The sequence below is a fragment of the Psychrobacter sp. 1044 genome, assembly GCF_904846525.1.
Classification (GTDB): Bacteria; Pseudomonadota; Gammaproteobacteria; order Pseudomonadales; family Moraxellaceae; genus Psychrobacter.
Map to the genome: position 1 here is coordinate 15,269 of NZ_CAJHAZ010000003.1, position 19,544 is coordinate 34,812.

Here is a 19,544-nt window from a genome sequence, read left to right on the forward strand (position 1 = left end):
AATAATATATTTAGCGTTTAACGCGCATATTTTGGATCAGCTGCTGCGGTAAACAGTACATCCGTTGAAGAGTTCAACGCCGTTTCTGCCGAATCCTGTATCACACCAATAATAAAGCCAATCGCAACCACTTGCATGGCGATATCATTTGGAATGCTAAATAAGCTTGCTGCTAATGGTATAAGCAATAATGAACCACCAGCGACACCAGAGGCACCGCAGGCGCTAATGGTTGCAACCAAACTGAGTAGCAGTGCTGAGGCAAAGGTCACTTCAATACCGAGTGTATGCGCGGCTGCAAGCGTTAAGACGTTAATCGTAATCGCCGCGCCGGCCATATTAATGGTCGCACCCAGTGGAATCGTCACCGAATAAGTATCTTCGTGTAGACCCAGTTTGCGGGCAAGATTCATATTGACGGGAATGTTAGCAGCCGAGCTACGCGTAAAGAATGCGGTAATCCCTGACTCACGCAAGCATTTGAATACCAGCGGATAAGGGTTTTTGCCCGTTTTGATCAGTACAATAATAGGATTAGCAATCAAAGCGATAAATAGCATACAACCGACCAGTACCATCAAGATACGCGCATAACCTGCCAAAGCCGCAAAGCCTGTCTCAGCGACGGTGTTGGCGACCAGACCCAAGATACCAAAAGGTGCTAGGGTAATGACCCACTTCACCACTTGGGAGATGGCGTCAGAAAAATCACCGACTACAGCGCGTGTGGTATCACTGGCTTGGCGCAGTGCGAAACCGATGATAATTGCCCACGCTAAAATACCAATATAGTTGGCTTCAGCGATGGCATTAACTGGATTGGCAACCAGATTTAGCAGTAGATTGGTCAGTACTTCTTTAAGGTTGGCTGGTGGGACTTGCTCAATTGTGGCGTTGACCAATACCAGTTCTGTCGGGAATAAAAAGCTCGCGCCAACAGCAGTCAGTGCGGCTAAAAAAGTGCCAAACATATACATGATGAGTACAGGCTTGACGTAAACTTCATTACCGCTGCGATGTTGGCTAATGGCCGCCATGACCAACACAAATACCAGTATCGGTGCAACGGCTTTTAGTGCTCCTACAAATAAGGTACCCAATAATCCTAAGGCAATACCGATATCTGGTGCCAACCAACCTATCAATACTCCCGCTATCAAACCGATAATAATAAGTGGTACTAGACCAATGCGCTTATACATCGCAAAAAATGAATACATCCTTACCCCGACAATCTAATGAATAATAAAAGAGATCAAGCCATTTTATGTTTTTTGCTTTACTAGTCTCATACTCATATACAGGTAAGATTCGTAAAACAGAATAAAAATAGGTAAAGTATAACCAAAAAAAGGGCAGTTAAGCCCTTTTTTTATTTTTATACCTATCAATTAAGATGATTGGTTTGTTATGGTCGTCTTTAACACACCCAACATTAGCGTGCATATTTTGGATCAGCAGCGGCAGTAAACAAGACGTCTGTTGATGAGTTCAATGCGGTCTCTGCGGAATCTTGCAGCACACTAATAATAAAGCCAATAGCCACCACTTGTAGCGCAATATCATCAGGAATATTGAATAAACTGGCCGCCAAAGGAATGAGTAGTAATGAGCCACCAGCGACGCCAGAGGTACCGCCAGCACTGATTGTAGCGACTATACTTAGTAGTAATGCTGAGCCAAAGGTCACTTCAATACCGAGTGTATTCGCGGCTGCAAGGGTTAACACATTAATCGTAATCGCGGCACCTGCCATATTAATAGTGGCGCCTAATGGCAGGGTGACTGAATAAGTATTTTCATGTAACCCTAATTTGCTAGCAAGGTTCATATTGATAGGAATGTTGGCAGCAGAGCTACGGGTAAAAAACGCAGTAATACCAGATTCGCGTAAGCAGGTGAATACCAGTGGATAAGGGTTTTTACCCGTTTTTAAGTATACGAGGAGAGGGTTAGTCACCAAAGCAATAAACAACATACAGCCTATCAGTACTAGCAAAATTCGTGCATAGCCCAATAACGCAGCAAAGCCAGTATCAGCGACGGTATTGGCGACTAATCCCAAAATACCAAAAGGTGCTAGCGCGATGACCCATTTGACTACTTTTGAGATGGCATCTGCAATGTCATTGACAGTGCTGCGAGTCGTCTCGCCAGCTTGTCGTAGCGCAATACCAATAATAACGGCCCAAGCTAATATACCGATATAATTAGCATTGGCTAGGGCAGCAACTGGATTGGCGACGAGACTGAGTAATAAATTGTTCAATACTTCTTTTAAGTTTGCTGGCGGTACTTGCTCGATGGTCGCATTCACTAACGTCAATTCGGTTGGGAATAAAAAGCTGGCACCAACAGCGACCAAAGCGGCTATAAAAGTGCCTATCAGATATAAAAACAGCACCGGTTTTACATAGACCTTATTACCGCTACGATGTTGGCAGATAGCAGCCATCACTAAGAAAAACACCAATATAGGGGCAACGGCTTTTAGGGCACCTACGAACAGAGTCCCCAAAATACCTAAGGCAATACCCACACTTGGCGCCAGCCATCCTATCAAAGTACCTAGTATTAAACCGATAACAATCAGCGTTACCAATCCGATTCGTTGGTACATCGCTATTAATGAATGCATTTTTACCCCTTTAGTCCATTTGGAAATAAATATTAGCTTAACAACCGAAGGATGTTAGCATTTTTTGTGATAAGCGCCTACTGACAGATTTTATAAGGCAGTAGGCAATAACGTACTTATAAGCCTCTAAGAATTTTAAAAGTCAAAATTTAAGCACAAAAAAACGCCATAACTGGCGTTTGATTTTGTAATAGAAGATTAAACTTTGAAATGGGTAAGCTCATACCCTAATTGCTGGTAGTGCTTATATTTAGCGCGTCCTGCCTCAGTGCTGACTGCATCAGGTTTGATAAGCTCTAAAATACGAGTTGGCAATGTATTGCTGGTAGCATTTATAAAGTCATTAACGGGACGTATCGTAGTATTGAGTACGATCCCTTTAAAATCGGCTGGCATATAGCTGACAAGCAACACTGGTGCTAATAATTGATTATTAATATCAGTATGAACACCGTCAATATCAGCGCTTTCAGGATTAGAATCTAAAAGGCGTTGATGCGGTATAAAGCTCGTATCGTCTTGTGACCAAAGGGCTTGATCAAGCGTCGACAGCAATGCATCGTCTTTTTCGATAAGAATCAATAACGACTGGCTGCTCTTGTTGAGCGCCGTCTGGGCCAGCTGACAAATAAAGCCCAAGAAATCTTGAGCTTTATTCTCAGTTAATACATAAAAGCTAACTTTCATAGAGTGGTTTTCATTGAGTAATGATTCATCAATAGATTATGCCATATTTGCACTATTTTTTAGGTATTGCATGAATAATGGCACAGGACGACCAGTCGCGGCTTTGTCTTGACCTGAAATCCATGCCGTACCAGCGATGTCTAAATGCGCCCATGCTTGACCTTCTTCGATGAAGCGCGATAAGAAACAGGCAGCAGTCACAGCGCCAGCACCTTTACCACCGATATTTTGAATATCAGCAATAGGCGAGTCAATCTGCGCTTGATATTCGTCATCCATTGGCATGTGCCAGATTAGATCGCCTGATAGGTTACTGGCATTTTCTAAGTCAAACAACACATCTTCGTCATTACTAAAGACTGCCGAGCGTACATGACCCAACGCGACCACACAAGCACCAGTCAAGGTTGCGACATCAATGATGGCTTTTGGCTGATAATACTTCTGCACGTAGCATAAGGTATCGCACAATACCAAACGACCTTCAGCATCGGTATTTAGAATTTCAACGGACTTACCATTCATTGCTATGATGATATCGCCAGGGCGCGTTGCCTCTCCTGATGGCATATTTTCAGCACAAGCTAGTGCACCGACGACATTAATCGGCAGACGCGCTTCACATAATGCTTTTAGGGTACCGAGTACCGCAGCAGAGCCACCCATATCAAATTTCATCTCATCCATCGCCGCACCCGGTTTGATTGAGATACCACCTGAATCGAAGGTCACGCCTTTACCAACAAGCACGATAGGGGCATTATCGTGTGCACTTTGGGCATTGTCTTCGCTATTCTGTTCAGCATTTTTAGCGGCTTTTTTGCTAGCAGCTTTGGTTGGTAATTTATCAGCCAAGGCTTTGAGACCGCCAGCTACTTTTGCGCTGTTGGTAATGGTTTTGTTAGTATCACCATCAGTATTGACGCTAAAATTAGACTTGCCGCGATACTCCATGAGTACCAACTTACCTTCTTTGGTTGAGCCTTGCGCGACCGATAAGAAGCAGTTCATACCCAGTGCTGACATCTCGTCTTCGCCAAGTACCGTTACTTTTAAGAGGTCAGGATAAGTGGCTGCCAATTCCTGTGCTTGCTCAGCCATATACGCTGGGAAACAGATATTACCCGGCTCATTGGCGACATCACGGGTCAAGCTTTGACCAGTAAAGACCGCTTGTGCAAAGTCTAACGAATCTTTTAAAGACGACTCTGCCAATAAGTAGATATCCGTTAAAACAGGCGTTTGCTGCTCAGATTTGTACTTGTCAAAACGATAGCTTGCTGCCAGTAGGCTCAGCGCAAATTGACTAAATTGGTTTTCTTCTAAGCTATCGCCCAGCGCTACAGTGATAGAGTCGACGCGTTTTTGGGTGCTCTTATAAATGGTCTTAGCAATTTTCTCTAGAACGCTATGACGCAATTTATCAACATTACCCACACCGACCAATAATAGCTGTACTGGATTTTCTTTGGTGGTTTTCTTATCACCCGCTAGCGCATAATCAGCGACGGTTTCGCAAGCTTTGCCGTTAAAGTGCGATACTTCAATCAATTGCTCAATACGGGTTTGATAATCGCTCAAGACTGACTCAGCTAAGATGTTTTTTTGATCATCAATTAAGACGACAAGGCAGGCCGCGTCTTTACTTTTCGCTTCTTTTTTGAGGATTTTTTGCGTATGAGTTTTTGGCAGTGTTTGGGTTAATTTAATATTCATATATTTATCCTTATTGGGGTTATGACATTATAGTTATGACGTTAACGCTATGAAAATGGCAGATTTTTTTAATTGCTGATACCTGTTAAATTATCAGATTGTTTGGCCAATCAAGCAATCGCAATAGTGTAGCATATTGCGAGGTGAGTGCGCAGTGAGCAAGGTTTAGGTCATGGGTTCGAACCGCTTATTAGCTATTAACTAACTCATCGGTTGCTACTAAAGCGGCAAATCTATCTTGCAGTGCTGCCATCGCGGTAGCATGCATGGTATCAGCGCTGATTTTCTCTTTTTTATAGTCAGGCAGGTCGCGAGTGGCACAAGCATCATGGCAAACAAAACTGTCAAAGCCTAAATTAAAGGCAGCTCTCACGCTTGAGCTAACACACATATGACTCATAAAGCCTGCAAAAATAATCTGTTGTTTTTGTGCAGCTGAAATAAGTGCTTGCAGCTGGGTATCATGAAACGCATTGGGATTTTTTTTGACGATGAAGGTTTCGCCATCCTTTGGTTGTAATTCAGCGATAATCTCGACGTTAGATGATAAAGGATCAAAAACGTTGCCATTATCTGCGCCGTGATGGGCGATATGAAAGATAGGGACGTTCTGTTTACGAGCTTTATCTAGCAATAGACGCGCATTTGTAATGGCGTTCGTACCAGCTTGCCCCAATGGCATCGCACCATCGACATATTCGTTTTGATAGTCAATAAAAACCACGGCGCAATTTGACCAATCGAGCATATCAAATTGACCGCCAGCAAGTTCAAGTAAAGTAGAGGGCGTAGATGTAAGAGTATTCATCAGTAGTATTCTCCATTTGGCGAGCTAATTAGGAATTTTTAGTTTTCTCAGTTTAACAAGTAATCCTAATGGTGCGAGGGCAGTGATACGAATGACACACAAAGGTTTCCAAATGACATCAAGTAAAAATATCGTGCAAAGACTTAATAAAAAGGCTTCTTAGATAAGACAAACTAATGAGTTAAATGCTCGTTATCCTTTTTATATCTTATCTATTATTAGTGAGCCATACAGCGTTATAGCAAGATGGACGCAATGTTTGCGAACACATTTCACAGCCATTTTTGAGCAAAATATGCTAGGATTAGCGGTTATCTTTATCGCTAATTTTTACAGCATGTCGCTAATCCGTCTCGCAGATATTTTCATATCTTTTGCCGTTGCTTTTAGGGCTGTTTAAGTATCTGATTGAGCAGCACGGTCTTGTATTTCTATTGTCCAGTTATCGGTATCCGCTATTGTATTTAGAGCGATCCATAATTGTCAGTGTTTGCCAATAAAGCTGCGATAAATCGTGCGACTATCAACCTTTTTAAAAGAGTGCCCATTGTGATATTACGCCGCTATATGACTCAACAAGTTGCCTCAACGACCGCATTGGTCTTGGGGTTTTTAGTGGTGATGATGCTGGGCGGTCGTTTGATCCGTTACTTTGGGATTGCCGCAGAAGGCAATCTAGATATCAGCTTGTTATTTACCATCATTGGTTATAATTTGCCGTACTTTTTAGAGCTTATCCTGCCATTAGCATTTTTTATCGCTCTAATGCTGGTATTCGGGCGGCTGTATGTCGATCAAGAAATGGCAGTGATTAATGCCAGTGGGGTGTCGCGTGGTAAACTTGCCCGTTTGATGACGCCTTTAATATTGGCATTGTTCGTTGGGGAAGCGGCTTTATCTATCGTTGGTAAACCGTGGGGCGTACGCTCATCGGAAAGTGTCTGGCAACAGCAGGTATTGACCAGTGCTTTTGATTTAATTCGTCCCAATGAATTTATTAGTAGTGGCAATTATCATTTGTATGTGGGCAGCTTGAGTGATGATAAAAAGCAATTGCAAGATGTGATATTGATTCAATCTGAGCCTGAAAAAAAGGGCAGTGCCGCTAAAAATAACACTGCCAAAGAGACTGCCGTCGATGTTAAAAACACCATCGATCCCGAAACAGCTGAGCAATTAAATATTTCAGACATGCCAAATATGCCAACTGCGATTACTAATAATACCAACATCAGCAAAGATACTATTACGTTGGCTAAGCGTGCCGAGCAAGTAGACACGGGTAATAGCGGTGTGACCCAATTGGACTTGTTCCAAGGGCGGCGTTATGAAGTCGGTGCTGGCAGTCTGAAATACAATCAAGTGGGCTTTGATCGTTACCGCATTACTTTGACAGAATCCTCAAAAGAAGTCATCACCGAAGATAATATCGAAACGCAAGCGATTGGACCATTATGGCAAGCCGCGACGGGTGGTACAGCAAGTAGTGGCAACTCGCTGCGTGTGGCACAAAGTGAGCTTGGCTATCGTTTGGCATTGCCGTGGTTGATGATCATTGCACCAATGCTCGCTGTACCACTGGCGCAAGTACGTCCGCGTCAAGGTCGCTGGTTGCGCCTATTCCCTTCTATTTTATTGTTTGTCAGTTGTGCGCTGGGTATTATTTCACTCAAAAATGCTGTTAGCAAAGGCAGTGTGAGCGTTTGGGCATATGCTTGGCTCATTTTAGGGTTTATGGCATTGGCGCTTTATATGAATTGGGGCAGCCGTGTGCAGCATCGACTACGCTTTCGCAAACCGAAGAACACGCCTTTAACGGTTGCCGATCATCAGAGCAGTGGCTCACAAGGAGGGCAGTCCTAATGAGTGTCTTATCTTCTAAACCATCTAATCCTGACTCGCAAAACGCTCATGCTAAGTACGCTCGCAAACCTGCCAAACTAAAAGTGCTGAGCCGTTACGTCAAGCTGAACGCTTTGCTCGCAATCGTCGGAGCTGTCATAGGCTTGTGGGCATTACAGCTGGTATTCTCTTATTTGTCTGAGCTGGATTCGTTAGATGATAGCTATACGATGGGCGAGGCGATTAAGTATATTTTTTATCGCTCGCCTTATTTTTTAGAGCAATTTATTCCCACTGGCGCATTGCTAGGTGCAGTGGTCGGCTTGGGCTTGCTTGCCAATAAAAGTGAGCTGGTCGTGATGCGTGCCGCTGGCGTCAGCGTTTATCGTATCGTCGGTTGGGTATTGCAGCCTGCTTTGATTTTTGTGTTGCTCGCATTGATTATCAATCAGTTCGTGCTGCCGCACTCTAATCAATTGGCAAAAGAAATCAACGACGAAGACAGCAGTTCATTGGTCACATCGGTACGCGGTTATTGGACGTTGCAGCCACGCTTTGAGAGTACAAAAGACGGCAGTGCCAAGCCAGATGGTAGCGATATTTTGTATATCGATTATGCTGATGTGCAAGGCAATATCGGTGAAGTTAAACGCTGGCATTTAGACAATAATGGCAATCTGCAAACGGCCATTCACGCTGAGGGTGGTAAATATATTGGTCGTGAACCTGTTAATCCTGCCAGCAGCAAACCGAGCGAGCAATATCGCTATGAGTGGCAGCTGAACAACATGACCAAGCTGATGATTAACCAAGGCTTTGAGAGTAGCCAAGCCATCTCACCGTCAGATACCTTAAGCCTGCCCTTTGCCCCTGAATCGGTATATCTGCTTACCCGTAAGGCAGAGGATTTATCATTGACTCAGCTGTATGAGCATCGTCAATTTATGCGCCAACAAGGCACACGCTCGTTAAGTCATGAGCTGGCTTTTTGGCAAAAACTGCTCTCACCGCTATCGATTTTATCGCTGGTGATTGTTGCCTGCTCATTCGTCTTTGGCTCACTGCGGACGCATAGCTTAGGCTTGCGTATCGTCGTAGCATTATTGTTTGGCTTGCTGTTTAGTTATGTGCAAGACTTGGTTGGCTTTGTCTCATTGGCGACTGGATTTTCGCCATTATTAATGGTGATATTACCGATTATCGCCAGTGCGATATTGGGTGGCTATTTGCTCAAACGGCAGATGTAATTTTAGAAATTTAGCCATAAAAAAAGCCCGCTAGATCATGACGATTTAGCGGGCTTTTTGTTTACGCAGCTTTTAATACATAAGCTTTTAAAGCTTAGTCTTTCGTCGCCATGGTAATCGTATAGGTCTTACCTTGTTTGATCTTTTCACTATTACCAAACACTTCGGTAAACGAGCGCTTCATAAACTGACGTAGGCCATTGATTGTCACCACATAAAAACGGCCGCCCTTACGCATACGCGCATAGGCATCGAGGAAATATAAATAATGCTGCTCTTTACCTACTTTGGCTGGCAAGTTTGACATCACCAAGCTAAAGTCTTTGTCTTTTGCCACGTGATTAAAGCCATTTGATAAATGCACATCGACATTGTTTAGACCGTTTTTCTCACAATTCAGGCGTGCATATTCGACTGCCATAAAGTCTTTATCAATCAACGTATGCAGACCGTTTGGACACTCACGCGCTGCCGTCATACCAAGTACGCCATAGCCACAGCCCAAATCGATCGAGTCATCATCCGCTTCAAAATCAATATAATCAAGCAGCATCAAGCTACCGTCATCGAGCTTTTGCGGTGAAAAAATGCCCCACGTGGTCGCAAAATCAAATGGCTTACCCAGTACGTCTTGGCGAAAATTAATGTCTTCGCGCCAATGTTGGGCGTTTTTTAATAGGTCGGCAGGTGGTCTATGGCTCATGAGATTCTCGGATAATAGATAAGTAAAAGGTGGTACGCGATGGAATAAAACAGCGTACACATTATGATGGGTATTGTAACGAGAAAAAGGTAGGTTTGCAGCATGCTATTGATTCGATAGACCAAAAACCTAGGCTATATACTGATTTTGTAGTGTAAGATTGGTTGATAGAGATATAGCCTATGAGATTATTATGAATACAACAGAAAAAGGCGATAATTTTGAAGATAAAGTGCTAACACTTCTTATGGAAGAAATAGAAAGTTTTAATACATTTATAAACCCTAAAAACCATATGAAAGTTTTCAAAAAGAAGAAGTATTATTCAAGGTTTAGGAAAAATGATATAGAGTTTGACATTGCTATTGAGGTATATCAGGATGAAAAAATTCCAAACTATTCATCTCTAATACTGATTGAGTGTAAGGACTATAAAGGAGCAGTTGGTGTTGATCAGGTCAATAAGTTCTTACAAGATGTCAGAGATTTAAGTGAAGGTAATTTTAGCTATAATTTAAAACCTATAATGGCGATTAGCTCTAATTTAGCAAAATCGGCATTTAATGTAGCTTTAGAGAGAAATGTAGGACTCATTAAAATAAACGAAAGCGATGGACTGAAATGGGTATTAAATAGAAGTTTTGAAAAGTATGGTATCAATCAAGCTCTTAGCTCAAAGGACATATTTGTACATAGCGACCAACCAAATTATTACAATTCTAAGTGGTTCTTTTATTCTGAAAATAGATGGTTTAGTAGTTTTAAGGATTATTTAAGAGACATCACTGGACAAAAGGACGAATGCTCTAAGTCTCAAGTAGTATATTTTTCTAAAGATACTCTGGAGAATATAGCTAAAGAAATACTTACAAAAATTGAGTACCTAGATGGCGTTGTTTGTCTATCTGACTTACTATCTTACGAGGTATTAAAGAGCGTAAAATTATATAAAGACGTTATTCCCTCTGTACATGAGAAGATCCTACTCGGTAGAGTTGATTTTAAAAGTAATGAAATTTTTATATACAAAAAAGAAATTGAAGATGACAAAAGAGATAGATTCACTCTTGCACATGAATTATCGCATATCCTATTAGGACACAGTCAATATTTGGATAAAGATTCATTTGAAGAACATGACTTAGCTAGTATACAGGTTTTAGATAATTCTATGGTTGCAAAGCTTGAGTTTCAAGCGAATTACTTAGCAAGCTGTTTATTGGTTCCTAGTGAGCAATTAGCAAAAGCATTTTTAAAGATATATTCTGAGTTAGGATTAAAAAGAAGAGGTGTGTTCTGGATTTATTTAGATAACCAGGCCGAAAATAAGATGATAGCTAATAATGTTGTTAGCAAGCTGGCTCGTTACTTTGATGTTTCAAAAAGTGTTATTAAAATTAGATTAATAGGTTTTGGTCTACTTCATGACGAAAGATTGAAAGTAATCTAACCTCTCGGATGATGCTCAGCATGCAATTTCTGCAACCTCGCTGTCGCCACATGGGTATAGATCTGTGTGGTTGATAAATCGCTATGTCCAAGTAATAACTGCACACTACGCAAGTCCGCGCCATGATTCAGTAGATGCGTGGCAAAAGCGTGACGCAGGGTATGCGGTGATAGCTCTTTATCGATACTAGCGACTTTGGCGTATTTCTTGAGCAAATACCAAAAGTTCTGCCGTGTCATATAGCCACCTTGCGCCGTCAAAAATACCGCTTGGCAATTTCCTGATTTCAAATGTGCAATCAAATCACCACGAGCATGCGTTAGATAATCTTCCAGCGCATCGTTTGCATATTCGCCGAGTGGCACCAGTCTTGTTTTATTGCCTTTACCTGTGATTTGCAGCCAGCCAGCGTTTAGATTTACTTGCTCTAATGAGAGATTAATCAACTCGCTCACACGCAGCCCGCACGCATATAGTACCTCTAGCATGGCTTTGTCACGCAGTCCGAGCGCGGTGCTGGTATCGGGTACGGCAAGCAAATTATCGACATCAGCTTCGGCTAAGTCTTTTGGTAACGGTCGTCCGAGCTTGGGGCTTTTGATACGCTCGCAAGGATTGTCTTCACGCAGATTACTGGCAATCATCCACAGATAAAACTGACGCAAGCTTGAAAGCATACGTGCTTGGGTGCGTGGCGTTTTGCCGTCTTGAGTCAGGGTTGATAAGCAGTGCAGCACGTCATCAGGCTGCCAGCGGGTCAGGGCGATAGGATTGGTCAGCTCGCAAGAGCGCAGGTCGCGGACATAAGCATTACGAGTACGCGTTGCTAGACCACGTGCCAGCATGGCTTGACGAAACTCAGTGATATAACTGGGTTCGTCATCTACTGCCAGCGCCTTAGGTTGGCGCTGTTGCACGGCACGATCACGACTCATAACTCAGTACTCGATGGTTAAATGTTAGATAAGCGTTAAGCACCATAATGAAGTGACTTCAGCACTGCGCGCGATATGTAGCGGGTCCGTATCATCTTGGCTGCGACCATGCTTAGGTTGGGTGTCCAGACGATATTTTACTGCCAATCCAGCATCGGCAAACAAGCTTAGTAACTCATCACGGGTGCGCAGTTGCAGGTGCTCTGCCAAGTCCGACATTATCAACCAAAGCTCGCCGTGCTCAGCTAAGTGCTGTTTGGCACCTTGCAACACCCCACGCAGCATCGCGCTCTTGGCATCATAGACGGCGTACTCAAGAGACGAGCTTGGCTTAGCAGGTAACCAAGGCGGATTGCAGACAATCAGGTTGGCGAGTGGTGCATCAGTCGGATATAAATCGGCTTGCTGCAATTGTACGGCAGGTAATTCTAAGCGTGTAAAGTTCTCGTTGGCACAGGCCAAAGCACGTGGGTTTAAATCCGTTGCTATCACTTGCGAAACACCGCGCTGCGCTAAGATAATAGCCAGCAATCCCGTGCCGGTACCGATGTCATAGGCGACATCATGGCTTGCTGGTAGCGGTGCATCGAGCAATAGCTGTACATACTCATGACGGGTTGGTGCAAAGACGCCATAATGCGGGAAAATTGATAGCCCTAAGCTGTCTATTGGGACACCTTTTTCGCGCCATCCTGCCGCACCAAGTGCGCCTTGCAAGTCACGAAACGACAGCACGCAAGACTCATCCATCGCCTTATCTAAAGGGCCAAAAGCTGCTGTACAGGCTGCACTGACATCGGGCGCGCGGCGTAGTTGGCTGACATAGTTGGCATCAAGCTCTAATAGCAAACGGCTTAATATGCGCGAACGCTGCGCTTGCAGTTGGCGCTGTTGATGAAATAAATTAGGTATTTCTTTAGAGCTGACTGAATCAGATTCTGTTATAGACTTAGCCGCTTTTTTTGCTTTACGCAGCTCAGAGCGCTCATTGGTACGATCTATGCGACGACCGAGCGCTTGTAGCAACTGGCGTGCATTATGAAAATCACCGCGCCACAGCAGTGAGCTACCTTCGCAAGCTAAGCGATAAGCGTCATCTGCGGTCGTTGTATCATCGACCAACACAATGCGCGCAGGCGGCATATGATTGCTTTCAGACAACCAAAGAGCATTATGTAGCGTTTCGTTTTCTTGCCATTGTACATACTGCTTTTCTGTTTGTAACACGTAGTAGCCTACCTTTTGTGAAAGATACTTCGCTTAAAATGCAAAGATACCTTTATATTATTTATTGCGCTGTCAATGTTCTGCTGTGATCAATGCTTTGCTGCGGTCACTTGAGTGCATTTAAGCGCTTTTTTTCTTAACCAGATAACGATAAAGTGTGGCGCTGATTGGTGCATCCTCATCGCCAGCGACCATTATTTCATCGGGATCGACGTTTAAATTTACATTTTCAGCAAGCGTTTCTTGCTGCACAAGCTCATGTCCCAAATGACGACAAAAATTAGGAATGTCACGAGTGGTGGCTGGGTCGGTGGCGAGTATTTCAATCACCTCGCCAGCATCAGCGTTACGGATGGTTCGATGTAGCATCATGACTGGCTCAGGGCAAATCAGCCCTTGAGTATCTAAATGATGATTGATCGTCGTTTGCGTGGTAGAAGTGCTCATAGTAGTCATTTAAATCGATAGTATAAGGTAAAAGTTTTTTGCGTCATTTATAAGTATGCTTTACGTTTCTTCAGCGGTTTCAGTGTCTTTTTCTGCTTCTAGAAAATTAAAAAAGCGCTTAAAGCTCACTTTAAATAAAAACGCCACACCTAGCCAACAAGATAAGCCTAACCAGGCGGTATCAGCGAATAATAAGCCACCAACCAATATGATGGTCGATACGCCAATGCTCATGGCAATCATCGACGCTTGGTTTAAGCGATAACGATAAATCACCAGCGCATCATAAATAGTAATAGGAATCGTAAGCGCAACCAAGGCATAAGGCAAGTTATAGAAAAGTTGATAAAGCAGTTGATTGTCATGAAAGGCTTTGATACTGGCAATGGTGCCAAAGACCATAAAGGCGAGAATAGCGGCATAAATGAGATAAATCGCTATTTGATTCGCTCGCTGTGCGCCTTTGATACGGGCGATGGCAAGCGGCGTAAAACCATGTTGCGATTTGTTTTGCAGGGAGTGGTCTGAGACAGTGGTCATAATAATCAGGTATTTATCCGTGTAGAGTGACGATATGTCAGAATTGGCAGTGTTTTAATTAAGAGTGCTTTAACAGCAGGTTTATCGCTGATTTAATCGGCTTTGATAGCGTCGATGGCGATACTGCTACTGGGGTCAGCGAAATAAGTCGACATCAAAATGCAGGCAGAGATGTCGTCAATTGGGTCGCGTTCATGCTTAATCCAACCATTATCCCACGCGATCTCACGCGCTGCCACTGAGGTTAGGCGCTCATCACACAGGCTCACGACCACTGGTAGATGCTGTTCTATGACTCTATGTGCTAGACGACGAGCGAATTTGTGCGCACGCTTAGACAGCATTGAGCTGCTGCCATCCATATTAAGTGGCAACCCAACCACCACTTTTGCCACGCCCCAGACTTTGATAATACCGAGCAGATTGTCCCAATCAGGCTGACCATTATTCATCGCTAAAATATCAAAGGCACGCGCAGTCTCGGTAATGGTATTACCCAGCGCCATACCCATCTTTTTTACCCCGTAATCGAGCGCCAAAATAAGATGAGGCTTAATAGCGGGTTCCGCCACAGTAGTGTCAGCAGTTTCGATTTTAATGCTCGTATCAGACTCTACCATCATTATGCATACTTCCTATTTCTATTGGGCGTGATTCATTTAGCTTAACGGCTTTAATTTAAATGCAGCTTTAGTTTAAATGGATAATTTAACAATCATAACCAATCATTAAGCATGACCAATATCACTACTAAGGTAATCAAAGTTCACCCCAATCTTATCCGCGGCAATTTGCCAGCGTTCTTCGAATGGCGTATCAAACAATAAATTCAGGTCAGCAGGACAGACCAGCCAATCGCCATTATTAAGTTCTTGATCGAGCTGTTTTTTACCCCAGCTGGCATGACCCAAGCACAGCTGATAGTGACCAACGCCTTGACCTGCGGCGATACGCTTAAGGATATCTTGACTGGTGGTAATACAGACGTTTTCTGAGATTGCAAAAGACGATGCCCATTCTGGTTGACCCGTATGCAGCACAAAGCCAACCTCTGGATACATCGGGCCACCCTCTAATGCCACATCTTCCATCACTTGCGCATCCGTCACCTCAATGTCTAAATCTTCTAGCAGTTTGCCCACACGTGCCTGCTCTAATGGACGATTGACCATCAGACCGAGTGCGCCATGTTTATCATGACGGCAAATATAGATCAGCGCCTGCTCAAACCTTGGGTCTGACAGTTCTGGTGCCGCGATTAAAAAATGATGGGTCAAATTGGCTTTAGACATAGAGACAAACGCACCCTAATATTGAAGGTAAAATAACAGAAATGACACACCACTATATGGCGATACTGAGGTGAAAATCAACCAAAGCAAATATTTAGCAGTGATGAGACACAGCGCTGCACAACTGGTTGATGAATGACCAAGCTTTTATTTCACATCGGTCAATAAACTACGTGCATGGTCGCGAGTGACGTCAGTGATGATCACACCGCCAGACATGCGTGCCAGCTCGTCGACTTGCGCACTATCAGTCAGTATTAATAGCTCGCTTTCGGTCTGCTCGTCATGATGTTTTTGTACTAGGATATGTTGATGCGCTTGCGCCGCGACTTGTGCTTGGTGAGTAATGGCCAGTAGCTGCTGCGTCTGCCCAAGTGCGCGCAGTAGCTCACCGACCACTTGCGCCGTACCGCCACTGATACCGACATCGACTTCATCAAATACCAGCATAGGTTTTGCGGCATTATTATCGGCATTGGTCGCTTGCAGTACTTGCATCACCAGTGCCATTCGTGACAGCTCACCGCCTGAGGCAATCTTATGTAGCGGCTGCATCGGCATACCGACATTGGCGCTAAATAATAAATCAATATCATAGCAACCTTGTGCATTATAGTGGCTCGGCTCGATCTTCTTGGTAAAGACAAACTCGCAGCGGGCATTGGGTAGCGCAAGCGGTTGTAGTTGCTGCATTAATTGTTTGCTGACGATCGGCGCGGCTTTCGAGCGCTCTTTATTTAACTGAGTGGCGAATGCAAGATAGTCTTGCCAAGCCTGTTCAATTTGCGCTGCCATCACATCACTGCTTGGCTCGTTTTCTAGCTGCTCTAATTGCGCTTCCCAGCCCTTTGCTTCATCGATTAAGTCGCTCGTTGGTAAGCTATGTTTACGTGATAAGCGATGTCCTAAGCTGATAAGACTGTCTAGTGTCTGCAAGCGCTCAGGATCAGGCAGCTGTTGCTCTGCATAATCTGATAGTAATCCTGTCACTTCAGTGATTTGTTGCTGTGCTAAATGTAGTTGCTCGGAGGCTTGCTCAAAGGTTTGACTGACACTCATTTGGTTATCACAAAGCTTAATCGCCTGCCCAAGCAAGGTCATCACATCTGGCTCATCCGTGTCATTGTCGAGCAGATGCAAGCCATGACTGGCCTCTATCATGAGGGCTTCGATATTAGACAGCTCTTCGTGCTCTGCTTCAACTTCTGCATAATCAACCGCCAATAACGGCGCAATATCAGCAAGTTGGCTTTGCAATAGTTGAATACGGTCTTGGCGCTGAGCCTCACGGCTCGCAATATCGTCAGCACGGCGTTTGAGCTGCTGGTAAGATTGATAGCTACTGGCAGTTTGTATGGCTAATGGCGTGATTTGTGCCATCTCATCGAGCCATTGCACCACAAACTGCGGCTTGAGGAGCGCTTGCTGAGCATGTTGGCTATGAATATTAACCAGTAACGTACCGAGGTTTTTCAGTTCAGCCAAACTGACTGGCGTGCCATTCAACCAAGCTTTTGAGCGTCCGGTATTGCTGAGCTGACGACGAATGAGGACTTCGGGTTCTTCTAATGGTCGATCATTTTTAGCGAACCACTCAGCGATGACGGTATTGTTTTCTACGTCAAACTGCGCATAAATATCGGCTTGCGCCGCCCCGTGTCTGACCATCGCACTGTCTGCGCGCTCACCAACACATAAAGACAGCGCATCCAATAATAATGACTTGCCAGCACCGGTCTCACCAGTGATGACATTGAAGCCTTCAGCCACACTCAGCTCATGCCGAGCGATCAACGCAAACTGATGTAAAGTTAATGATACTAGCATCAACGCCTCTCATGACAGACAATAGACTTCATATACATCTTAAGAAGCCATATATAAAATAGGGTAGATAAGGGAATGAAATTATTCATTTAACCGTGTTAATGAGATAAATATTATAGGCAAATAGTATGGTGTTAAACGCGCTTAAATACAAACTTTCAAGTGATGTATAATAGATTTTATTATTGGAAGATTACCATAAAACTGTCAAAAACTGGCTATGAGTCATCATCATAATATTCACAATATCAATCATTAAGATGATTAAGCCTGTCAAAATGATGGCTGTATATAGTCAATCTTAGATAAAACCGATACAATCCTATTAATAATTGCATTTAGTGAAATAAACGATGACCTATTCAATCGACTATCGCAAACAAGTACTGCGTAGCATTAAAGACGGCATGACCATTCGAGAAGCAGCTAACTTTTATCAGCTTAGCACAAGCTCGATTCACAGCTGGCAGCAGAGCTTAGCTCCTAAAACCACCAGAAATAAAGCACCGACTAAAATATCAAATCAAGCCTTATTGAAAGATATTGAGCAGCATCCAGACGATTATATGTACGAGCGAGCACGGCGTTTAGGCTGTAGTAAATCAGGTATAGAAGCCGCATTAAAACGTCTTGGTATCAGTCAAAAAAAAGACCTTAGAACATCCAAAAGCCTGTTTGATAAAAAGAGCTAAGTATCTCAATCATTTAAATGATTATATGACTCAAGGCTATCCCATCGTTTATATGGATGAAAGCGGTTTTGAAGCTGAAACTATCAGACCCTACGGATACTCACCGAGAGGCAAACCCTGTATCGACAGCTACAACTGGCAAGCAAAAAAGCGTACTAATGTCATCGGTGCTTTGTATAAAAAGATGCTATTTGCGCTTGATTACTTTGAACAAAATATCAACAGCCATATATTTTATGACTGGTGCAAGTTCACGCTAATTCCAAGTCTCAAGACCAAATGCGTGATCGTTATGGATAATGCCCGCTTTCATAAGAGCACGCGTATTCAAAAACTACTGAACAGGCACGGCCATCGTATTTTATCGCTGCCACCCTACAGTCCTGATCTAAATCCCATTGAGAAAAAATGGGCACAAGCTAAGTTCCTACGACAAGGGTGGATGGAGAATAATCTACCTGAACTATTTTATGATATGGGCTGTTCCAGTTTTATTTTGGACTGACTATACTAAGCATGGTTGCGGATTAAACTTATAAAAATAGCCCAATTGTAGTGATCAGGTGTTGACTCAAAAAAAGGTGAGTAACTAAGTTTAGGATTCGCATCAAACAGCATTTTCCTAGTCGCTTTAACAAACTTTATAGATATAATGTGGTAGCATAATCTCACATAATGATAAACTCTTCTGATTAGATTGGTGCAGTGTAATACACGATAACGAGTCATAATTTTGTAAAATGATAGGCGTATAGTTGGAAGAGTATGCCACTCGGTCATTATTCTAAAGTATTTTCATAGAACCTGTGGCTAGCTCTAGCGCACAGATATCTAGTATAGAAGGATACAGTACGTAGTACAGAGGTGTCGGTTAACGATGCAACTCTGGCGGTACTCTAACCAATTACTTATTTTTTAGTTTCGTAATGATTATTTGATAAGGAAGCCACTATGACAGCGGCGCAATTTACTAATGTAACAGTCAATGCTCAAGCTACGATATCTTATGATGGTCGTTGTTCAAGCCACACTATTATGTTCGAAGATGGTCGACATAAAACATTGGGCGTTATCTTGCCTTGTGATAATTTGGTTGAGCATTATCATTTTAGCACCAATACCTCCGAGCGTATCGAGATCACGGGCGGTGAGTGTGAGGTCAAAATTAATGGTGACGAAGAATTCAGCTATTACCGCGCTGGTCAATCATTCGTGGTTGAAGGTAATAGTGGTTTTAATCTGCGGACAGAAGAAATTGTTCAATATATTTGCCACTTAGAAGGGTAAGTTTGCTAAAGCTGTTATTAAGTGATTGATGACAGCAAAAAGCCTTTTACTCAAAAAAAGAAAAACCTTATCGGATTGGTAAGGTTTTTCTTTTTCTGCTGATATTATTTATATGCAGATATCCATTTATTGATACAATTACTGTCATCTCTTTTTATCGCCTAGTTTTTATCATATAGCGCGATACCCACTTTATAATCAATAGG

19 protein-coding genes are annotated in these 19,544 nt (G+C 43.2%); 6 read left to right on the forward strand and 13 right to left on the reverse strand.

Annotated features, from left to right (window positions below; all coding sequences use genetic code 11):
• Positions 1–17: 17 nt before the first annotated feature.
• The 5 genes from sstT (JMX82_RS02610) to JMX82_RS02630 form a co-directional block, all read right to left on the reverse strand.
• On the reverse strand, positions 18–1,220 hold the full coding sequence (gene sstT, locus JMX82_RS02610; RefSeq protein ID WP_201539369.1) for a serine/threonine transporter SstT: 1,203 nt from the start codon (positions 1,218–1,220) through the stop codon (positions 18–20).
• A gap of 215 nt (positions 1,221–1,435) precedes the next feature.
• Positions 1,436–2,638 (reverse strand): serine/threonine transporter SstT, encoded by a 1,203-nt coding sequence (gene sstT, locus JMX82_RS02615; protein ID WP_201539370.1) that lies wholly within the window; start codon positions 2,636–2,638, stop codon positions 1,436–1,438.
• Positions 2,639–2,836: 198 nt separating this feature from the next.
• Positions 2,837–3,325 (reverse strand): DNA polymerase III subunit chi, encoded by a 489-nt coding sequence (locus tag JMX82_RS02620; protein WP_201539371.1) that lies wholly within the window; start codon positions 3,323–3,325, stop codon positions 2,837–2,839.
• A 36-nt stretch (positions 3,326–3,361) separates the two neighbouring features.
• A complete protein-coding gene (locus JMX82_RS02625) occupies positions 3,362–5,041 on the reverse strand; it encodes a leucyl aminopeptidase (RefSeq protein WP_201539372.1) in 1,680 nt (559 codons plus the stop codon).
• Positions 5,042–5,231: 190 nt separating this feature from the next.
• Positions 5,232–5,849 (reverse strand): cysteine hydrolase family protein, encoded by a 618-nt coding sequence (locus tag JMX82_RS02630; RefSeq protein ID WP_201539373.1) that lies wholly within the window; start codon positions 5,847–5,849, stop codon positions 5,232–5,234.
• A 567-nt stretch (positions 5,850–6,416) separates the two neighbouring features.
• Here JMX82_RS02630 and JMX82_RS02635 point away from each other — a divergent pair.
• Together JMX82_RS02635 and lptG are read left to right on the forward strand one after the other, a co-directional pair.
• Positions 6,417–7,712 (forward strand): LPS export ABC transporter permease LptF, encoded by a 1,296-nt coding sequence (locus JMX82_RS02635; RefSeq protein WP_201539374.1) that lies wholly within the window; start codon positions 6,417–6,419, stop codon positions 7,710–7,712.
• The gene (lptG, locus tag JMX82_RS02640; RefSeq protein ID WP_060490161.1) at positions 7,712–8,938 is read left to right on the forward strand and encodes an LPS export ABC transporter permease LptG; all 1,227 of its coding nucleotides are present in this window, start codon (positions 7,712–7,714) and stop codon (positions 8,936–8,938) included. The genes JMX82_RS02635 and lptG overlap by 1 nt, the downstream gene beginning before the upstream one ends.
• 94 nt (positions 8,939–9,032) lie before the next feature.
• Here lptG and JMX82_RS02645 read toward each other — a convergent pair whose 3' ends face one another.
• The gene (locus JMX82_RS02645) at positions 9,033–9,641 is read right to left on the reverse strand and encodes a class I SAM-dependent methyltransferase (protein WP_201539375.1); all 609 of its coding nucleotides are present in this window, start codon (positions 9,639–9,641) and stop codon (positions 9,033–9,035) included.
• A gap of 193 nt (positions 9,642–9,834) precedes the next feature.
• Between JMX82_RS02645 and JMX82_RS02650 the strand changes: the two genes are divergently transcribed.
• Positions 9,835–11,091 (forward strand): ImmA/IrrE family metallo-endopeptidase, encoded by a 1,257-nt coding sequence (locus tag JMX82_RS02650; protein WP_201539376.1) that lies wholly within the window; start codon positions 9,835–9,837, stop codon positions 11,089–11,091.
• Here the strand turns inward: JMX82_RS02650 and xerD are convergent.
• The 7 genes from xerD to recN all read right to left on the reverse strand — a co-directional run bounded on the left by xerD (position 11,088) and on the right by recN (position 17,359).
• The gene (gene xerD / locus JMX82_RS02655) at positions 11,088–12,026 is read right to left on the reverse strand and encodes a site-specific tyrosine recombinase XerD (protein WP_201539377.1); all 939 of its coding nucleotides are present in this window, start codon (positions 12,024–12,026) and stop codon (positions 11,088–11,090) included. The two genes, JMX82_RS02650 and xerD, sit on opposite strands and share 4 nt — an antisense overlap.
• 24 nt (positions 12,027–12,050) lie before the next feature.
• On the reverse strand, positions 12,051–13,253 hold the full coding sequence (locus JMX82_RS02660; protein ID WP_201539378.1) for a methyltransferase: 1,203 nt from the start codon (positions 13,251–13,253) through the stop codon (positions 12,051–12,053).
• Positions 13,254–13,373: 120 nt separating this feature from the next.
• Positions 13,374–13,700 (reverse strand): sulfurtransferase TusA, encoded by a 327-nt coding sequence (gene tusA / locus JMX82_RS02665; RefSeq protein ID WP_201539379.1) that lies wholly within the window; start codon positions 13,698–13,700, stop codon positions 13,374–13,376.
• 60 nt (positions 13,701–13,760) lie between these two features.
• Positions 13,761–14,240, reverse strand: coding sequence for a hypothetical protein (locus JMX82_RS02670; RefSeq protein WP_201539380.1), 480 nt, complete (start codon positions 14,238–14,240; stop codon positions 13,761–13,763).
• Between the two features lie 92 nt (positions 14,241–14,332).
• Entirely contained in the window at positions 14,333–14,860 is a 528-nt protein-coding gene (ruvX, locus tag JMX82_RS02675; protein WP_201539494.1) for a Holliday junction resolvase RuvX, read from the reverse strand.
• Positions 14,861–14,968: 108 nt separating this feature from the next.
• Positions 14,969–15,532 (reverse strand): YqgE/AlgH family protein, encoded by a 564-nt coding sequence (locus JMX82_RS02680; RefSeq protein WP_045443003.1) that lies wholly within the window; start codon positions 15,530–15,532, stop codon positions 14,969–14,971.
• 147 nt (positions 15,533–15,679) lie between these two features.
• On the reverse strand, positions 15,680–17,359 hold the full coding sequence (gene recN, locus JMX82_RS02685) for a DNA repair protein RecN (protein WP_201539381.1): 1,680 nt from the start codon (positions 17,357–17,359) through the stop codon (positions 15,680–15,682).
• Between the two features lie 353 nt (positions 17,360–17,712).
• On the opposite strand from recN, the gene JMX82_RS14210 reads away from it, so the two are divergent.
• The 3 genes from JMX82_RS14210 to JMX82_RS02695 all read left to right on the forward strand — a co-directional run bounded on the left by JMX82_RS14210 (position 17,713) and on the right by JMX82_RS02695 (position 19,338).
• Entirely contained in the window at positions 17,713–18,051 is a 339-nt protein-coding gene (locus JMX82_RS14210) for an IS630 transposase-related protein (protein WP_227676266.1), read from the forward strand.
• Positions 18,035–18,556, forward strand: a complete 522-nt coding sequence (locus JMX82_RS02690; RefSeq protein WP_265089306.1) for an IS630 family transposase — start codon at positions 18,035–18,037, stop codon at positions 18,554–18,556. Before JMX82_RS14210 ends, JMX82_RS02690 begins: the two co-directional genes overlap by 17 nt.
• A 446-nt stretch (positions 18,557–19,002) precedes the next feature.
• Positions 19,003–19,338, forward strand: a complete 336-nt coding sequence (locus JMX82_RS02695) for a pyrimidine/purine nucleoside phosphorylase (RefSeq protein WP_198330479.1) — start codon at positions 19,003–19,005, stop codon at positions 19,336–19,338.
• Positions 19,339–19,544 lie beyond the last annotated feature (206 nt).